Raw genomic sequence first — 17,817 nt, 5'->3', positions numbered from 1 at the left:
CGACCGGGGTGACATTTCTTGGGGGGAAATGTCAGTGTCAATGATCTAGGCCTACTTGCAAAAAAGGCAGCCAAAACGGCCGCCTCCTTTATTCATGAAATGAAAAAATCTTAGAAGAAACCGAGCTTGTTCGGGTTGTAACTCATCAGGATGTTTTTGGTTTGCTGGTAGTGTTCCAGCATCATCTTGTGGGTTTCCCGGCCAATGCCCGACTGCTTGTAGCCCCCGAAGGCCGCATGAGCCGGATAGGCGTGATAGTTGTTCACCCAGACACGGCCGGCTTCAATTGCCCGGCCAAAGCGGTAGCAGGTGTTGGCATCGCGCGACCAGACACCGGCGCCCAGGCCGTACATGGTGTCATTGGCAATGGCGAGCGCTTCTGCCTCGTCCTTGAAGGTGGTCACGGAAACGACCGGGCCAAAGATTTCCTCCTGGAAGACCCGCATCTTGTTGTGGCCCTTCAGGATAGTCGGCTGGATGTAATAGCCACCGGAGAGATCACCGTCGAACTTGGCCTCCTGACCGCCGACCAGAACTTCCGCGCCTTCTTCAACACCGATGGTCAGATAGGAGAGGATCTTGTCCTGCTGCTCGCGGCTCGCTTGCGCGCCAACCATGGTGTCGGCCAGGCGCGGATCGCCCTGTTTGATGGCTTTCACCCGGGCAATCGCCTTTTCAATAAAGGCCTCATAGATGTCTTCCTGAATGAGCGCTCGGCTCGGGCAGGTGCAGACTTCGCCCTGGTTGAAGGCAAACAGCACAAACCCTTCGACGGCCTTGTCGAGGAAGGCATCGTCTTCGCGCATGACGTCGGAGAAGAAGATGTTCGGCGATTTGCCGCCCAGCTCCAGAGTGACCGGGATCAGGTTTTCCGTGGCATACTGCATGATCATGCGGCCGGTCTGGGTGGACCCGGTGAAGGCGATCTTGGCAATGCGGCCGGATTTGGCCAAAGGTGCGCCGACTTCCGCGCCATAGCCGTTGACGATGTTCAAGACACCGGCTGGCAGCAAATCACCGAGCAGCTCGGCCAGAACCATGATGGCGGCTGGCGTTTGTTCGGCCGGTTTCAGGACGATGCAGTTGCCTGCAGCCAGCGCTGGTGCGAGTTTCCAAGCGGCCATCAGGATCGAAAAATTCCACGGGATGATCTGACCGACGACGCCGAGCGGCTCATGGAAGTGGTAGGCAACCGTATCGGCATCGATCTCCGACATGGAGCCTTCCTGGCCGCGCAGAACACCCGCGAAATAGCGAAAGTGATCAATGGCCAGCGGAATGTCGGCGTTGGTCGTCTCGCGGATCGGTTTGCCGTTGTCCCAGGTTTCGGCTTGCGCCAGAAGATCCAGGTTGGCCTCCATGACATCGGCGATTTTCAAAAGGATGTTGGAGCGTTCCGCAGCCGGTGTCTTGCCCCAGGCGTCCTTGGCGGCGTGGGCCGCATCCAGAGCGAGCTCTACGTCGGCGGCATCAGAGCGGGCGATCTCGCCGACGGGCGCACCGGTGATCGGCGTGGTGTTGGTGAAATAACGGCCGTTGACCGGGGCAACGAATTTGCCACCGATGTAGTTGTCATAGCGTGTCTTGAAAGGCGCGCCGCTTTCTTGCGTGAATTTCGGCATCTCGTTCATAAAATTTTCCTCCGTTCGTCCGGTCCTCCACCGGAGCTGAGAGGAAATTGCAAGTCGGGAGTGTCGCTGTCAGCAGCCTGGAAAACGAAGCCCGCGGGAAGTGTTTCAGGATTGAGACAGGTTGCTCGAAAATTCACCGATGGAAAGCCGTTTCATCCGGCGGTAGAGCGTTGCCCGGCCAATTCCAAGAGCCCGGGCCGCTTTCGACACATTGCCATTCGCCCGGGTCAAAGCACGGTTAATTGCGGCCCGCTCGGCTTTTTCAAAACCGGTGGGGCCATCCTCCTGGCCCAGCAGGTCGGATGCGGGTAGGGGAGAGACCGGCCCGGAAACATCCAGGCCGAAAACCTCCCGAGCACCTCTGGTCGCGCCGATGACGATGTCGTCCTCATCGACCGCCAGCAAAAGGGCTGTTTCCGCACTGTCGTTGTCGGCGCAAATGATCCGCGCTTTCGGGAACGCTGCCCGGAAGGTCTCGGCTTCAATGTGGCGGGCGGTCTGTACGGCCATGGCCGCAATCAACCGGTTGAACGCTTCGGTCTGATCGGCCCTTGCCGAAGACACATCAAGGGCGCCTGCCAAAGTCCCGTCCGCACCGTATATCGGAGCGTCCATGCAGCTCATACCGACGTTTCTGGCCAGAAAGTGCTCATGCCGGTGGATGATCAACTGGCGCTGTTCGGCGAGGCAGGTGCCGATCCCGTTGGTGCCTTCCGCGCCCTCGCTCCAATCGCTGCCCTGGGCCAGACCCCAGCTGTCAAAAGCGTCGGCATCGGCCGCGGAATAGTGTTGTTCAATGACGATGCCCTGGGCATCGGTGAGCGCCACAGTGCAGCCGGAATGGCCGACAAGGCCAAACAGCTGGTCGAGTTTCGGAGCTGCGATTTTGAGCAAAGGCGCCGCTCGTTCTTTCCGCCGGCGAAGATCGTCCGCCGGGATCCGGTCCCGGGTGCGGCCTGCTGCTGGGTCCAGGCCATGCTTATCCAGCGACCGCCGCCAGGAGGCTGCGATCCGCGACAAGGCAGGGGCCGACCCTGATTGAACGGTCCTCAGAACCGTTTCAACGTGTTCCTGTGCGCCGGAAATAGCGCTCCTCCCATGAAATGTAAGGCGTTGCCGGTCCTCATCCGGCAACTGAGCGGCAGGTTATCAACGAAGCGGATATTTTGCTAGCTGGCCTAAGGTACAGGGTCTTAAGTCGAGGGATAGTGGCCGCTTTCCTCTCCGCAGTCCTGGCCTTTGAGCCGGAACCGGCCGGATATGACAAGGTCCCGGTTCAAGTCCGGGACGGCAGCTGATAAACCCCAAAAACCTGTCACCCCGGGCGAACGTAAGTGACGACCCGGGGCCTACTCTCAGACCCGCTTGCCGCAACTTTGGGGCTTAGAAACAGGATCTCTGTAGACGAGTAGGCCCCGGCTCTCCGCTTTGCTACGGCCGAGGCGAAAATAGAGGGTGCTGCGCTCGCATTCTCCAAAACAAAAAACCCGCCTTCCATTTTGGAAGACGGGGTTTCAAGGTATTCGCGGGGAACGCGAAGGTCGCTTTTGCTTGGTTTCCTGCTTATGCCTGCAGGCGGGACCTGATTTCCTTGCGCAGTTCGTCGATCGGCGACTTTTTTGATCCTTCGTTCGTGTGCCAGAAGGTCCAGCCGTTGCAGGCTTCCTGACCTTGAACCAAAGCACCCACCTTGTGGATCGACCCGGTGTGATCGCCTGACTTCAGCGATCCATCTGCCCGGACAATCGCCAGGTGTTTGCCTTTAGAACACGTCAGCTCGGTACCTGCTTCCAAAAGGCCGTTTTCTAAAAGCGTGCCAAACGGAATACGCTTCTGGGCCCGTTTGCCCTGTTGCATCTCCAGCGCTTTTTCGTCGCCCGGCTGGATATCCGCGATCCGCGCCGTTGCTGCATCGATATAGTCTTGCTCGCGCTCCACACCGACATAGTTCCGGCCGAGTTTTTTCGCGACAGCCCCAGTGGTGCCGGTGCCGAAGAACGGGTCGAGCACCACGTCGCCCGGTTTGGACGAGGCTGTCAGTACCCGGTAAAGCAGCGCTTCCGGTTTTTGGGTTGGATGCACCTTCTGGCCATCTTTTCCCTTCAGCCGTTCAGACCCCGTGCACAGCGGCAGGTGCCAGTCGGAGCGCATCTGGAGATCTTCATTGAAGGTCTTCAGAGCATCGTAGTTAAAGGTCGGTTTGGCGTCCTTCGACTTGGTCGCCCAGATCATCGTCTCATGGGCATTGGTGAACCGTTTGCCGCGGAAGTTCGGCATTGGGTTCGACTTCAGCCAGACGATGTCGTTCATGATCCAGAAGCCGAGATCTTGAAGGATCGCGCCGACCCGGAAGATATTATGATAAGAGCCGATGACATACAGCGAGCCGTCCGGCTTCATCACCCGGCGGGTGGCGAGCAGCCAAGCGCGGGTGAAGGCGTCGTAGGCCTCAAAGCTCTCAAACTGGTCCCAGTGATCGTCGCAGGCATCCACCTTGGACTGATCCGGCCGGTGCAGGTCGCCGCCCAGCTGAAGATTGTAGGGCGGATCCGCGAAAACCAGGTCGACAGACCGGGACGGCAGCTTCTCAAGGGCGGCTACGCAGTCGCCCTTCAAGATTGTGTTCAACCAGGAAGCGTTGGCTTCCGTTGAAGATGTTGGGTGGGGTGCCACAGGGGACACCCCGGTACGCAGTACTCTCATTGCGACGCAATACCTCACGCAATTTCGAGTGTCATGGTTACCGCTTTTGGTAAATCAGGCGTTAAGCGGTCAAAACAAAAATTCTCTTTGAATCAATGCTTTGTTTACAATGGTAAAAGTTAAATGAGAAGTTAATGAGAGGGTCCGACCGAAAACGCCAGAATTCTGCTGATTTCATTCATCGAGCGGCCGGAAGTTGACCGCCAATGGTTAAAAGCGGCCTGAATCGCGTTCAGATTTTTTTTCGACATGGACTCATTGCCAATGACATTTTCACGGATAAGAGCGTTAACCACGTCGCGTGAGAGGATGAAACTCTCCTTTCCCATGAAGCGAAGCGCATACTGGCCGGAGTTGCCGCCAAGCCGGCTGCCGCGCTTTTTCAAAAGCTCCATCAGGCCGATTTGATCTTCGACCGGATACTCAGCAAAGAACTTTGACGCGCTGCCATGTTCTTGCGCCAGATCCCGCAGGAAGACCGCGTTCGCCTGCACGGATTTGATCTTCATGGCGTTGCGGACAATGTTCTTGTTGTGAAGCAGGTCCTCGAAAGCCTCGTCCGGCAAAAAGGCGAGGCGGGCAGTGTCAAACCCTTCGAAGGCCTCTTCAAAACCCGGCCACTTCTTCTCAATCACCTTCCAGGAAAACCCGGCTTGGAAAATCGTCTTGGTGAACATCGCCAGCCAGCGGTCATCTCCGATTTTTTCCAGCTCCTCCGGCGACTTCATGTAGTCGTTGTCCGCAAGCAGGGCGGCAAGCTGGTCCGCGCCGCCTTTTTTCTCGATGGCCAGGTTTTCAATTTCTTCAAATGATTTCATCCCGAAAATCCACGAACTGTTTTTACGGTGATGAGATCATCAGGGTAAGCATCAGAAAGCAATAGGCTTGAACAATCAACTGTTTGCGACTTGCTGTTTGTTGAACCTGAAATAGGCTTCTTCAACGATATCGCGTCTGACATGGTATTCGGTGAGCGCATCGAGCACATCGGGGACATTATAACCAGCCAATGCCAAGACTTCCCCGACCCTTGCACCTGACATTTGCAGATAGTCAGGATCTCCAACGGCGAAGTAATTGAACAAGCGGCCTCCCAACCAGCTGGATCGTTTTTTTGCCTTCCATACCGTGTCGAGCCGGAACGAAAGAAACTGCTTCATCTCCTCCGGTGACAAAGGTACCCGTTCCATATGGTTGTTGAACCGGATCATGGTTTGAGCAAAAGGGCCTCGGATCTTTGGCAGATCCCCCTCGCGCAGGAGCTCGCGCCCGGCTTGTTTAACTAGGGGGCCTTTCATGTCTTTTTCCATAAAAAGCTACCCCGCCTTGGTATCCCTTGTCCGCTCAAACTTTCGCAAGGCGAGGGACAGCGAGATGGTCATCATCAGATAAATGAGCGCCACCACATTATAAGTTTCCAGATACCGGAAGGATCCGGCGGCATAGACCTTGCCGAGTTGGGTGATATCGGTGACGCCCAGAACAGACACCAGCGAACTGTCTTTGACCATTGCGACAAAGTCATTGCCGAGGGGCGGCAGGATGGTTTTGAGCGCTTGCGGGAAGATGATCAGTCGGAAACGCAGCCAGCGGCCAAGGCCGAGAGCCTTGGCTGCTTCGATCTGCCCCGTATCCACCGCTTGAATGCCGGCCCGGAAGACTTCGGCGATGAAGGCCGAATAGCCGATCGTCAGCGCTGTGATGGCCCGCCACAACAGCGGAAAGTCGCGGGTGCGGAGGGTGTCTATTCCGAGTGGCTCCAGAACCGCATTAAACCCCATGACGATCAGCGGGGTGCCGACAAAGGCTATGTAAAGAAGCAGCACGATAATGGGCAGACCGCGCACGATCTCGATGTAAAAGCGGGCCGTTTGGCGCAGGAGAAGTGATCCGGACAAGGAGGCAACCGCCAATAGCAGGCCCAGCATTGAGGCGAACAAAAAGGCCGTCAGCGTAACAAAGATGGTAATGCCGATCCCCCGGGACACGGTCGCCATGACCTTTGAATAGATGTCGTCGGTGGCGATCTGAAACAGGAAAAAAACCGCAATCAGACAGGCCGCCAGCAGCCAATAGGGAAAGTCTTGTTGCTGAGCATTCGCCTTGGACTTTTTTGAAAGCATGAGGTGTGCCCGTGATTGGCGTTCCGGAGAGGGGATTGAGTGCACTAAAGTCAGAAAGGATAGCTGAGTTTTAGGTCGTGGCTATCGGAAACTCCGCTTGCGGACAGGGCAATTGCATATTCAAATTGTCCTGCTTTAACGCTCTGTTTTGCGGGATTAGGAAACAAGATTTTTGCCGTATGTCATCCCCGCCCCCGAAACCGGATATGTGCGGGGATCTACTCTCATTGCCGCTTGCTGCAGGCATTGAGCTTTGGCCGGAAAGTCTCTGCAAACGAGTAGATCCCCGGTCTACGCTCCGCTGCGCCGGGGAGGACTGTCGTGCCTGTGGCGACCGCGTATCCTTTGCCGCCTGAGTGAGTGTTCCTACGATCGGACCTATTGCGCTGCCTTATATTCAAAGAACCACTTCTTGTTCAGCGCTTCCAAAGTGCCGTCGGCCCGCAGGCTGGCGATGGCCGCATTGATGGGCGCGATCAAGTCCGAGCCTTTTGGAAAGATAAAACCGAAGTCTTCAGAGCCCATCGGGTCACCAATGAGTTTGAACGTGTCCGGGTTGGCGGTCACATACCCCTGTCCGCCGGTGCTGTCGGTCAGGACCAGATCAACATCGCCGGTTTTGAGTGCCTGGACAGCCGCGCCGAAGGTTTCGAACAGTTTGATGCGTGGATTGGTTTCATCGCCATCCAGGACTTCATAGACGGTGACATAAAAGGGCGTGGTGCCTGGCTGTGCGCCTGCCAGAAAATCGGCGTTGGCGGCGAACTCTTCCGGTTTCGAAAACCGGTCTTCATCGGCGCGCACCAGCATGAACATTTCAGAGCGGATGTAAGGTTCAGAGAAGTCGACCTTTTCCGCCCGGTCGGCGCGGATGGTGATGCCGTTCATGGCCATGTCGTATTCACCGGCTGAAATGGCTGGGATCATGGCGTCCCAGCTGAGGTTTTCGTACGTAATCGTCGCGTTCAGCCGCTTGGCGATTTCTGCAACGGCATCATATTCCCAGCCTGCTGGCTGGCCCGTTGCCGGATCGATGAATTGCATCGGCGGGTAGGTGTTTTCAGAGGCGACGACGATCTCCCGGCCCTTCAGGTCCGGAAGGCTTTCTGCCTGGGCGCTGCCAACTGCCAGAAGAGCGAATGTGCCAAGAAGGAGAGACTGCATCGAGCGGAACATAATAAACCTCAAGTGGTGGATGCCCCGAGCTTATCGGCTCGCCCGAAACTGCGAAAGTCCACCTCGCGATGTTTTACAATGCTTGCTGCGAAAATATTTTCTTCGCCTGAAAAAATATTCAAAAATTATCACTCCGCTATTGACCGCAGAGGCATCTGGCGAGAGGGTTGAAGGATAACAACAATAAGGATGATTTTTATGACCAACCCGATCCATAGGGCTTTTCAGCAAACCGCCCGGCCAACGCGGCTGGCACCCGCGCACCCTCTTGAAGTTTTCAGCGATGCCAAGGCAGCCGTTGAACGGCTCATTGAGATTTTCGAAGCCAACACAGCCTTTTTGAGAAGACATTTCCAGGATCTTCTGGACGGGAAAAAGCTCGATCATCGGGTGCGGGCGTTTTACCCGCAGGTTCAAATCGTCACCGACAGCCATATCCGCCATGACAGCCGCTTGTCCTATGGGTTTGTTTCTGGTCCCGGGAGCCATGCGTCGACCATTACGCGGCCGGATCTTTACCGGCACTATCTTGAAGACCAGTTGTCACTGTTGATGAAGAACCATGAGGTTCCGGTCTTGATCGGTGACAGCGACATGCCGATCCCGCTGCATTTCGCCTTTTATGACGGCACTCATGTGGAAGGCGGTGCGGCAGCCGCGCACCTGGACCGGCCGCTGGCGGATATGTTCGACCTGCCGGATCTGACGGTGATGGACGATTCCATTGCCAATGGCACCTATGAGCCGGCCGATGGTGTGATGCCGCTGGCCTCATTCACCGCACCGCGCGTCGACTATTCCTTGCACCGGTTGCAACACTATACGGCGACCGCCGCAGAGCATTTTCAGAACTATGTGCTTTTCACGAACTATCAGTTCTATATCGACGAATTCTGCCGCATGTCCCAGGAGTTCCTGGCAGATCCGGACAGCGGTTATGAGGCCTTTGTCTCACCCGGCAATGTGCTGACCAAGGCAGGAGACACCGCGCCGTGCAGCGGTGTGGAACCGGCCAAACTGCCGCAAATGCCTGCCTATCACTTAAAGCGCGCCGATGGTGGCGGCATCACCATGGTCAACATTGGCGTCGGACCATCCAACGCCAAGACAATCACCGACCATGTTGCCGTTTTGCGCCCCCATGTCTGGCTGATGCTGGGACACTGCGCGGGCCTTCGAAACAGCCAGACGCTGGGTGATTATGTGCTTGCCCATGGCTATGTGCGTGATGACAACGTTTTGGATCAGGATTTGCCGACCTGGGTGCCAATTCCGCCATTGGCCGAGGTGCAAGTCGCGTTGGAAGATGCGGTTGCGGAAATCACCGGCTATGACGGCTATGATCTAAAGCGTGTCATGCGCACTGGCACGGTTGTCTCGCTGGACAACCGGAACTGGGAGCTTTGGGATCAGCCGGAACTGGTCAAACGGTTCTCCCAGTCCCGCGCGATTGCGCTCGATATGGAATCGGCGACCATTGCCGCCAATGGTTTCCGCTTCCGCGTGCCCTATGGAACGCTGCTCTGCATCTCCGACAAGCCGCTGCACGGCGAATTGAAGCTGCCGGGCATGGCGACAGATTTTTACAAGCGCCAGGTTGCCCAGCATCTGGAGATCGGCATTCGGTCGCTGGAAAAAATGCGCGACATGCCCGCCGACCGCCTGCATTCCCGCAAACTCAGAAGCTTTGCCGAAACCGCGTTTCAGTAACGGCCCAAGCAAACAAGAAAACGCGGCCTTTGCGGGGCCGCGTTTCGATTTCAGACCGGCGAAGTCTAGTTACGCATATAGCGTTTCAGAGCTGGGCCGGATTGCACCATTGTGGTTGCTTCTTCCTCTTGAACGGATTGCGGCAGAGGAGACGCCTGGATGCACTTTGAACAGCCACATGCCGAGTATCCCGGCCAGGCTGGGGGCGATTGGTTGGTCCAAGAGCCAACCCAGCCGCCTGCCGACTGGCAAAGCGGCGAACAGATTGAAGGGGCTTGAGAATTGTCCCCTGGGAACGTTGTGCTTTCCAGATCGCAGTGCCCGCTAAAGGTTCCTAGAACTGCCGATTGAACATTGCCGCCGAAACTGTGAAACGCGGTCCGGTCGGTCGTCGGCATGCTGACGAGCTGTGTGGTTTTTGCGTTCAAGATGTCCGACATCTGTCCATAGAGCGGATCAACCGAGCTCAGTGCATTCAGGACACTGGTCCGGGCCGGAAAGAGATAGGAGAGGTCACCACCCGACGGTGCGATGGCGTTTTGCACAGTTGCCTGCTCGGTCATAATGTTCGCCAGCACAAACGGTAGCGTTCCGTTGTTTGCAAGGAACGGCGAATTGCGGTTCACACCCGCAACATCGGCATAAAACATATTCGGTGACGCGGTGTTGTCCGTCCACGGGAAGGCGCGGAGCCGCAAATTCTGGCGTGTGGAGGCCGACATCTGAGACATACTCTCAGAAAATCCGATGGATGTGCGGCCATAGCCAGCACTGAAATATCCCGCCCGGACATATTGGTCTTCCACACCTTGTAAAGGCGGGATGGCTCCGGTCAATGCATTGTAATAGCTTGCTGTTTCAGAAATATCCGCAAGAGATTGGATGATCGATTGATCGAGCTGGCTCATTGATGGCCAAGTGCCGGTGTCCAGATAGCCTTTGACCATATAGTTGACACCGATGGTCGTTTTACCGGCCATATTCATCATCGTGCCTGTCATACCGAAAGGCACCGGGCTGATGTAAATGCCATCAGGATTGACCTGCTCGAACTCCGACAGCGTCGTCACGCCGCCCATGCCAGTATCGCCGTTGCGGTAGAACATGATGTTGGTGCAGCCCAACATGGGCAGCGCATACATATCATTGTTGGGCAATTTGAGTGCGGTTTCTGCATAAGGCACGAAATCCGACTGATTGGTGATCTGCGCTGCCGGAATTTGCGCAGTTTGCGTTTTCCAGTACTCCAGATACATCGCGTCATAGACAAAGACATCGATCGGAACCTGGCTGCCGCTGCCGTTTGTATAAACCGGATTGGAATCGTACCCACCGTCCCAGACAGTCTCATCTGCGATCAGATAGAGCTTTTCGGTTTGGCCTGCCGACTGCCATGCCGAGCAGATGGCGGAGGTAAAGGCGCCCATATCAGGCACATAGGGATATACGGCAGCCGAGATGCAGCTTTCGCCGTTGGTGCAGATCGCATCGCAGTTCTGGGCTGAGACGTCTGTCGAAATCAAAACGCCGAGGACTACGGCGCTTTTCATGATCGCGATGTTCCGGAAATGCTCTGGCATTGCTCACCCTTTCGAATGTCATCGACCGGATTGAGTGTGGCATGCTGCCGCAACGTTATGCAATCAAAAATATAAGAAAAATATATTACAATTTATAGGGGCTTCGATGGTGCCGGGTGGCCTGACCGCAGCGTGGCTAAAAGTAATCACAGCAATATAATAACGGCTCAAGGAGCTGGGCTTACTTGAGGTCCAGCTACGGATGCCTCTGCAGCCTCACAGGTTCAAAAGTTTCGCGGACATGGCGGTACAGTCACCTAATTAGGCTACCTGCTTCCGACCATCCGCTCGGCAATGCTGCGGTCTCGGGGCGAAAAGCTTGTCCGCCAGGCTTCTTGGACCGCATTTATCATTTGGTCCCGGTCCTGGTCGCTCAATTGGGTTAATGTCGCCCCTTTTTGAGACACGGACTTTAGAAGGTTTTGCTGAGAGGCGTGCAGGTCTGTTCCAAGGCGCAGCATCGCCTCACCAAGCACCTTCTTGACCTGAGAGGCTGTAAAGTCGTCCAGTTTTTCCTGCCAATTGTTGCGGGCCACCAGCCACGCGACTTGGCCACCGACCGGGTCGCTGATCAGGGTGTTGCCGTGGCCAGTTAGCTTGGCACTGGTGTCCCAGTAGGCTGTCCAGTACGAACCAGAAGCCGTCAGAACAGCGGCATCGACCATACCCCGTTCCATGGCCAGAAAAGTTTCGTGCAACCCAATGGTGACCGGTTCCATACCGAGCATTTTATAAAGGCCTGAAGACATTGTTTCGGGTGGTGTCCGCACAATGAGGCCTTGAAGGTCCGACAAATCATCGACATTGGTTTGTGTAACCAGATAGTCCGACGAAAGCCATGCCGCGCCCAGAAAGTCGAGATCGCTTTCCGCAAAAAGCTCTTTGACGGCGTCTTCGCCTGAGCTGTCGGGAAGGTTTTTCCACGTGGAGAAATCTATGAAGAGATCGCTCCGTCCTAACGGGCCGATATCGATGCCATTGGCTGAGAGAAGGTCGGCGCGGCTCAGGACAAAGTCGTATCGCCCCCCATCCAGCCCCCGGACCACTTGGCGCCAACCGCCAACTTCCTCGGCCGAATAGAGCTCAAATCGGACCGTATAATCGGACTCTTCCTGAAGATCAGGCAGCATGTCCGTGAGGCGTTGATGAACTGGATGGTTCGCCGGAAAGGTGTGAACGATCCGCAAACTTTCACCGCCAAACCCGGCAAATGTTGCCGAAGAATACATACTGGAAGAAAGCGTGAGACAAAGGACAATTGCCCATCTGACTAGTCGCATGCCGCATTCTCCAATGCTGATGTCAACCGCGCATGATCCTGCATAGTCAACTGGCCAACCATCACATGAAGGCTTTGGAGATGCGCGTTCCCAAAAAGCTTTCCGGAGGCAATGACCTGTTTGAACTTGGGCTCTTCGCACAAGATGGTCCGCACTTTGCCAGCTTCCTGAAACTCCCTGGCATCGCTGGACAGGACGTCAACGACCTGATGCGTAAAATTGACCGCCTTATGATATGGCCCCAGCCGGCCGCGCACCGGACTCAAGAGCTCGATTGCTTTGTCGTAATCTGACTGCATTGCGCGGGCGAGGGCCGCAAAATAGACAACCGGGGTGCCGCCAATTTGATCCGCAAGGAGCGGTTCTAACTGCTCAATCGCTTTGTCCCCTCTGCCAATCAAAAGATAATGTGTCGCCATTTCGACCTTGTAGAACACATCATCGGGGTGCAGGCTTACTGCGATTTTCATTGCCGAAACGCCATGGTCAAACTCACCGCGATTGCGATGGGCTTCGGCGGCTAGCCGATGAATTTTGGCGCATTCCTGAGGGGGAACCCGGGTGCCGCAGGCATAACGGACAGGGTTGGCGATATCGATCGCGCCAACAAAATCACCGAGCTCAATCCGGTCTTCAATACCGTCGACAGTTTGGAGAAATGAGTTCCGGTCAAACGCTTCTTTGACTTCAATTACCCTTGCTGTCGTGGCGGTTAGGTTGGCCGTATCCTGGACATTCACATTGACTGCGTATCTGCCCGGTTCGTTGAACGTGTGTTCTATGACAGGGTCCGATGCGTTCATGCTGTCGGAATTGATCTTCCAGGCAAAGCGCAAATCTCCCCCCTCGGGATCGGATGACCCGGATGCGATCAAGAGGGCACGATGCGGCGCCTCACCGCTGCCGGGATAAACTTCCAGACTTGCGGTTGGCGATTTGTTTTCCGGAAATATCCGGTCATAAAAGCCGAGCGCCATTCCGCCGGAGCCGCCCAAGACGCCAAGCACCAGACCAGCCAGCCCTAAAAATAAGTTCTGTCCGCTGGATTGTGATCCAGAAGACGTTTCAGAGGTGTCTTCAGCCACGAGAAATAACCTAATTCGAAATTGATGTTATTTGCCGCAACTTATTATAGCAAAAAAGGGATAAGCATCCAATGGTGTTGGTTGTGGTGTTACGGCAAAATAGCCGGTTCACTTTAGCCTTGCCGAGCGCCGGACAGTGAAAACCATCCGGCTACTGCTGGTTTTAGACGGTCTCAAAAACGACTTTTAAGTAATGCCAATTGGGTTTGAGTTTGCCATATCGAAGAAACAAAAAAACGCGGCCCGAGGAGCCGCGCTTTTGTTTAAGCACAATGCCGTAGAAGCTGCTTATTCGGCTTCGTCCGCAGAGGCCGCATTGAGCATGCCGTAACGCTCGACGCCGATCTTCTCCAGAAGGTCTAACTGGGTTTCGAGGAAGTCAATGTGGCCTTCCTCGTCTTTCAGCAGCTCTTCAAACAGCGCCATGGAGACATAGTCGCCTTCTTCCTTGCAGACATCGCGGGACTTCTTGTAGGACGTGCGGGCGTCATATTCGCCAGCCAGATCGGCTTCCAGAACTTCCTTGATGTCCTGGCCGATGCGCAGCGGACCGACCTTCTGCATGTTCGGCAGACCTTCGAGGAAGATGATGCGGTCGACCAGCTTATCCGCATGTTCCATCTCTTCGATGGACTCTTCGCGTTCTTTTTTCGCCAGCTTTGCATAGCCCCAATCCGCCAGCATCCGGTAGTGCAGCCAGTATTGATTGATAGCGCCGAGCTCGAGGAAAAGTGCCTCGTTCAAACAGGCAATAACTTTCTCATTCCCTTTCATGGCCATCTCTCCTTCTAGCCGAAATTTTCCGTACTTTAGAATAGTTCTACATTAGAAGTCTAGGGGCGATTTGTTGTTTTTTTTCAGAAATTTGTTGAATCAGAGTGTCAGTTATTTTCTTCAGATTTTCGAAAATTATCACATTAAGCCGGATGTAATCTGCAAAAAAGCAACAGGCGCAGTTCAGAGTGAACTGCGCCTGCACTTTGCCTGAGGAGATGGCAGGAATTACCGTCTTAGGAGGACGGAAGGATCACGCTGTCGATGACGTGAATGACGCCGTTAGAGGTCTCAATGTCGGCGGTGACCACACTCGCACCATCAACCTTCACACCATCGGTCGCATCAACTGCGATAGTGTCGCCCTGAACAGAGGCGACGTCGGCTTTTTTGCCGGCGATGTCAGAAGACATGACCTTGCCCGGCACCACATGATAGGTCAGGACAGCGATCAACTTGTCTTTGTTTTCCGGCTTCAACAGGTCTTCAACCGTACCAGCTGGCAGTTTTGCGAAGGCTTCATCGGTCGGCGCGAAGACAGTGAACGGACCATCGCCTTTCAGCGTGTCGACCAGTTCGGCGGCCTGAACAGCAGCAACCAAGGTGTTGAACGTTCCTGCACCAACGGCAGTGTCAACGATGTCTTTGTTCCCTGCCTGTGCAGCAGAGAAGGGCAAAACGAGGAGCAGTGCGACTGCGAGTTTCTGGATCAGCTTCATGAGGAGGACTCCCTTACTTAGAATTCAGCCAAAGAAACTCCGCTCCGGAAATTGATTTTCCAGAAACAAAACTTGCAGAGTTCTTTGCTTGCAACGGGAAGATCTACGGACAGCTTTTCGAATTGGATGAGGAAAAAGTATTTCTCCATTTATTCGCGAAATGAAGTGATCTGGCGGCTATCGGTCTGCGTGGGCGGGTTATGCAGCCGTGAATGCCGGTTCAGTTCCAAGCAACCCATTCTGTCGCCCCGGCCGAAACGCCGGGGCCTACTCATTTGCAGAGCGTCCAGAAAACGCAATGGCATGCTACGGCAAGATGATTTGCGAGTGGGCCCCGGGTCTTCACTGTGTTTGCCCGGGGTGACAAGTTGCTTCGGATGGATTCAATCCAAAGCCGCGCCGAGCACCTTGCGCATGACGGTTGGCAGGGCTTCGCCGGGAACAGCCTCCGGTAACGACCACCAGCAGTCCTCTAGACCGGCTGTGGCCGCAGCAACTTCAGCCTGGTAGACCGTCAGCATCAGGTGAAAATGAGTGAATGTGTGTTTCACTTCAGCCATGCATTTTCTCCAGTCTGCAGGAAAGGGAGCCAGCGTTAGACTGGTCTCAAGATCAAAATCCTCTGCCCAGTGGGTGCCTGGAACTTCGCTCATACCGCCAAGCAGGCCTTCCGGTGGACGCCGGCGCAACAGAACAGCGCCGCTTGTCCGATCAACTGCGACAAAGGCGGCGCCATAGCGGGTCGGTTTTTTTGTTTTTGGCGCTTTGCGGGGCAGGGTCTCCGCCAGACCAGAGGCATGACCCTGACAGTCCTCCCACCAAGGACAGAGCGCACACGCTGGTTTCTTCGGGGTGCAGAGGGTGGCGCCGAGATCCATCACGGCCTGGGCAAAATCACCAGGCCGGTCTTCCGGTGTCAGTTCTGCCATCACGGCTTTGATCTCGGGCTTGGCACCGGGGAGTGGTGTTTCGATTGTTTTTAGGCGCGAGAGAACCCGCTCAACATTGCCGTCGACCACGGCGGCATGCCGGTCAAAGGCGATCGTGGCGATAGCAGCGGCCGTGTAAGGGCCGATACCAGGCAGTTTCAGGAGAGCGTCTTCCGTGTCCGGGAATTGGCCGCCATAGTCTTGCGCAACGAGATCTGCGCATTTCTTCAGGTTCCGGGCCCTGGAATAATAGCCAAGTCCGGCCCAGGCCTTCATCACGTCCTCTTCGTCTGCAGCGGCCAAGTCGTTTACCGTCGGCCAAGTCCGGGTGAAGATCTCAAAGTAGGATTTGACAGCTGCGACAGTTGTTTGCTGCAGCATGACTTCCGACAGCCAGATGCGGTAGGGGTCGGGAACTTCGCCAAGACGGCGGTTTTCCGGGCTCACGCGCCAGGGCAGGGAGCGGGCGTGGCGGTCGTACCAATCAAGCAAACTTGAAGAAAGTGGAGTGTTGCTCATCGTCTTACAGACATATGGTCCGCCGGAGCCTGCGGCTGCTTTGGATAGTCTGGGGACAATTACGGTGATAAGCTTGGCGCAAGACGGGAGTTAAAGTATTCGTCTTCATTTTGTCTTATTCTATTGAAACACATAGGCTAAGGGACCGGTGTCTGCATCTGGCTCAAGGCAAGACTGGCAGACAAAAGGAGGTAGGTCATAACCGCGAAGAAGGCAAATCCAAAGGGCGCGAAAGTGCTTGCCGATTTGGTCGGCAAAGCGATGACCCCTGCCTGCAAGAAACGCGGTTTTGCCTCCGTCGATATCATTGCCTCCTGGGCTGACATTGTCGGCGAGCGGTATGGAACCAGAGTGCAGCCGGACCGGCTCGTCTGGCCACGGCAGCCGGAGTTGAGTGATCCGGAGCGCCCACCGCAGCCGGCAACCCTTGTGGTGCACACAGATGGACCAACCGCTTTGATGCTGTCCCATGACAGCCCTCAAGTGATTGAACGCATCAACACCTTCTATGGCTGGGCGGCGATCGGCCGCATCAAGATCCAGCAAAAGCCGGTGGCTGTGAAACAGGCCCGGCCGCGAAAAGCCCTTCGACCTCTGACACGGTCAGAAGAACAAAGGCTCGATGCGAGCCTGGAAACCGTTGAAAATGACCGCTTGCGTGCGGCCCTGAAGAAACTGGGTGCGCAAGTGATTGCCCGCGGCACGGACACTGCTGCCTGAAGCATCCAAGCTTTCACGGACCAATAACAACACTGTGAATTTGGAAGTTTTTCCGTCCTCGCTCCTGCCACAATTACCAAGCTGTGTTGACCTGCCGTGCCCGAAAGGGCACATGAAGGAACAACAGGCACCCTAGAGTGCGGCTAATTCATTTGTGACAGGACGATCTTCGTGACCCAGACCCGCAGACAGTTTCTCAAAACCACCGCATTGGCAACGGCCGCGCTTGGGCTCGCCTCTGCAGCGCCCGCATGGGCCCAGTCAGTCGACGAAGACGAACTCCTGAAACCGGGTCCGCTTGGCGACAAAATCTTGGGCGATGAGAACGCACCGGTTACGATTGTCGAATATGCGTCCATGACCTGTGGACATTGTGCCAATTTCCACAGCCGCACCTATCCGGATCTCAAGAAGGATTACATTGAAACCGGCAAGGTTCGCTTTATTTTCCGCGAGTTTCCGCTGGATCCGGTTGCGTCTGCTGCCTTCATGCTGGCACGCTGCGCGCCGCAGGAAAAATACTTCGACATTGTGGACATCATGTTCGAACAGCAGCGTGCCTGGGCGTTCACCGACAATCCGTACCAATCCCTGCTCGACTTTTCCAAGCAGATCGGATTTACACAAGAGTCGTTTGAGGAATGCTTGACAAACCAGGGATTGCTTGACGCAGTTAACGCGGTGAGAGAGCGCGGGGCAAATGAGTTTGGGGTGAACTCAACGCCGACCTTCTTCATCAACGGCGAAAAGCATTCGGGGGCGCTGTCGATTGACGAAATGGGCAAGATCATCGAGGAAAACCTCTGATCCTGCAGCTCAGCTGCAGGCAGCTTGCCTGCGCCTTGAACAAATGACTTATCTATCGGCG

Annotated in this window: 16 protein-coding genes; 3 read left to right on the top strand and 13 right to left on the bottom strand. The window is 55.5% G+C overall.

All coding sequences use genetic code 11. The annotated features are described in order from the left end of the window. Positions 1-110: 110 nt before the first annotated feature. The 7 genes from adh to ACOOFE_RS21295 all read right to left on the bottom strand — a co-directional run bounded on the left by adh (position 111) and on the right by ACOOFE_RS21295 (position 7,636). Positions 111-1,631, bottom strand: coding sequence for an aldehyde dehydrogenase (adh, locus tag ACOOFE_RS21325; RefSeq protein WP_420411928.1), 1,521 nt, complete (start codon positions 1,629-1,631; stop codon positions 111-113). 105 nt (positions 1,632-1,736) lie between these two features. Next, the gene (locus tag ACOOFE_RS21320) at positions 1,737-2,651 is read right to left on the bottom strand and encodes a helix-turn-helix domain-containing protein (RefSeq protein WP_420411927.1); all 915 of its coding nucleotides are present in this window, start codon (positions 2,649-2,651) and stop codon (positions 1,737-1,739) included. A 543-nt stretch (positions 2,652-3,194) separates the two neighbouring features. After that, positions 3,195-4,334: a site-specific DNA-methyltransferase gene (locus ACOOFE_RS21315; protein WP_420411926.1), complete on the bottom strand. Its 1,140-nt coding sequence runs from the start codon at positions 4,332-4,334 to the stop codon at positions 3,195-3,197. Between the two features lie 131 nt (positions 4,335-4,465). Beyond that, complete coding sequence (locus ACOOFE_RS21310; RefSeq protein WP_420411925.1) at positions 4,466-5,152, bottom strand: DNA-3-methyladenine glycosylase I; 687 nt, start codon at positions 5,150-5,152, stop codon at positions 4,466-4,468. A 75-nt stretch (positions 5,153-5,227) separates the two neighbouring features. Further along, entirely contained in the window at positions 5,228-5,632 is a 405-nt protein-coding gene (locus ACOOFE_RS21305; RefSeq protein WP_420411924.1) for a hypothetical protein, read from the bottom strand. 18 nt (positions 5,633-5,650) lie between these two features. Then, positions 5,651-6,457 (bottom strand): amino acid ABC transporter permease, encoded by an 807-nt coding sequence (locus tag ACOOFE_RS21300; protein WP_420411923.1) that lies wholly within the window; start codon positions 6,455-6,457, stop codon positions 5,651-5,653. Positions 6,458-6,835: 378 nt separating this feature from the next. Beyond that, positions 6,836-7,636, bottom strand: a complete 801-nt coding sequence (locus ACOOFE_RS21295; RefSeq protein WP_420415616.1) for a transporter substrate-binding domain-containing protein — start codon at positions 7,634-7,636, stop codon at positions 6,836-6,838. A 195-nt stretch (positions 7,637-7,831) separates the two neighbouring features. Here ACOOFE_RS21295 and ACOOFE_RS21290 point away from each other — a divergent pair, with 195 nt between their 5' ends. Beyond that, on the top strand, positions 7,832-9,343 hold the full coding sequence (locus ACOOFE_RS21290) for an AMP nucleosidase (RefSeq protein ID WP_420411922.1): 1,512 nt from the start codon (positions 7,832-7,834) through the stop codon (positions 9,341-9,343). Positions 9,344-9,408: 65 nt separating this feature from the next. On the opposite strand, the gene bcmE is transcribed toward ACOOFE_RS21290, so the two are convergent. From bcmE to mutY, 6 genes are all read right to left on the bottom strand, one after another. Next, entirely contained in the window at positions 9,409-10,893 is a 1,485-nt protein-coding gene (gene bcmE, locus ACOOFE_RS21285; protein ID WP_420411921.1) for a thiamine pyridinylase, read from the bottom strand. Positions 10,894-11,189: 296 nt separating this feature from the next. Beyond that, a complete protein-coding gene (locus tag ACOOFE_RS21280) occupies positions 11,190-12,203 on the bottom strand; it encodes a TRAP transporter substrate-binding protein (RefSeq protein ID WP_420411920.1) in 1,014 nt (337 codons plus the stop codon). Next, positions 12,194-13,288 carry a PKD domain-containing protein gene (locus ACOOFE_RS21275; protein WP_420411919.1) on the bottom strand — a complete coding sequence of 365 codons (1,095 nt, stop codon included), beginning with the start codon at positions 13,286-13,288 and terminating at the stop codon, positions 12,194-12,196. The genes ACOOFE_RS21280 and ACOOFE_RS21275 overlap by 10 nt, the downstream gene beginning before the upstream one ends. 288 nt (positions 13,289-13,576) lie before the next feature. After that, the gene (gene bfr, locus ACOOFE_RS21270) at positions 13,577-14,062 is read right to left on the bottom strand and encodes a bacterioferritin (RefSeq protein ID WP_141188209.1); all 486 of its coding nucleotides are present in this window, start codon (positions 14,060-14,062) and stop codon (positions 13,577-13,579) included. A gap of 236 nt (positions 14,063-14,298) precedes the next feature. Beyond that, complete coding sequence (locus ACOOFE_RS21265) at positions 14,299-14,781, bottom strand: fasciclin domain-containing protein (protein ID WP_420411918.1); 483 nt, start codon at positions 14,779-14,781, stop codon at positions 14,299-14,301. A gap of 383 nt (positions 14,782-15,164) precedes the next feature. Further along, on the bottom strand, positions 15,165-16,229 hold the full coding sequence (gene mutY, locus ACOOFE_RS21260) for an A/G-specific adenine glycosylase (RefSeq protein ID WP_420411917.1): 1,065 nt from the start codon (positions 16,227-16,229) through the stop codon (positions 15,165-15,167). Positions 16,230-16,463: 234 nt separating this feature from the next. Here mutY and ACOOFE_RS21255 point away from each other — a divergent pair, with 234 nt between their 5' ends. Both ACOOFE_RS21255 and ACOOFE_RS21250 read left to right on the top strand, forming a co-directional pair. Further along, on the top strand, positions 16,464-16,949 hold the full coding sequence (locus ACOOFE_RS21255; RefSeq protein WP_420411916.1) for a DUF721 domain-containing protein: 486 nt from the start codon (positions 16,464-16,466) through the stop codon (positions 16,947-16,949). Positions 16,950-17,120: 171 nt separating this feature from the next. Continuing rightward, positions 17,121-17,756 carry a DsbA family protein gene (locus ACOOFE_RS21250; RefSeq protein ID WP_141188205.1) on the top strand — a complete coding sequence of 212 codons (636 nt, stop codon included), beginning with the start codon at positions 17,121-17,123 and terminating at the stop codon, positions 17,754-17,756. Positions 17,757-17,817: the final 61 nt, after the last annotated feature.

The organism is Roseibium sp., from assembly GCF_965216085.1.
Lineage (GTDB): Bacteria > Pseudomonadota > Alphaproteobacteria > Rhizobiales > Stappiaceae > Roseibium.
Note: the sequence above shows the minus strand (reverse complement) of the source record. Positions and strands in the feature narration are given on the sequence as shown.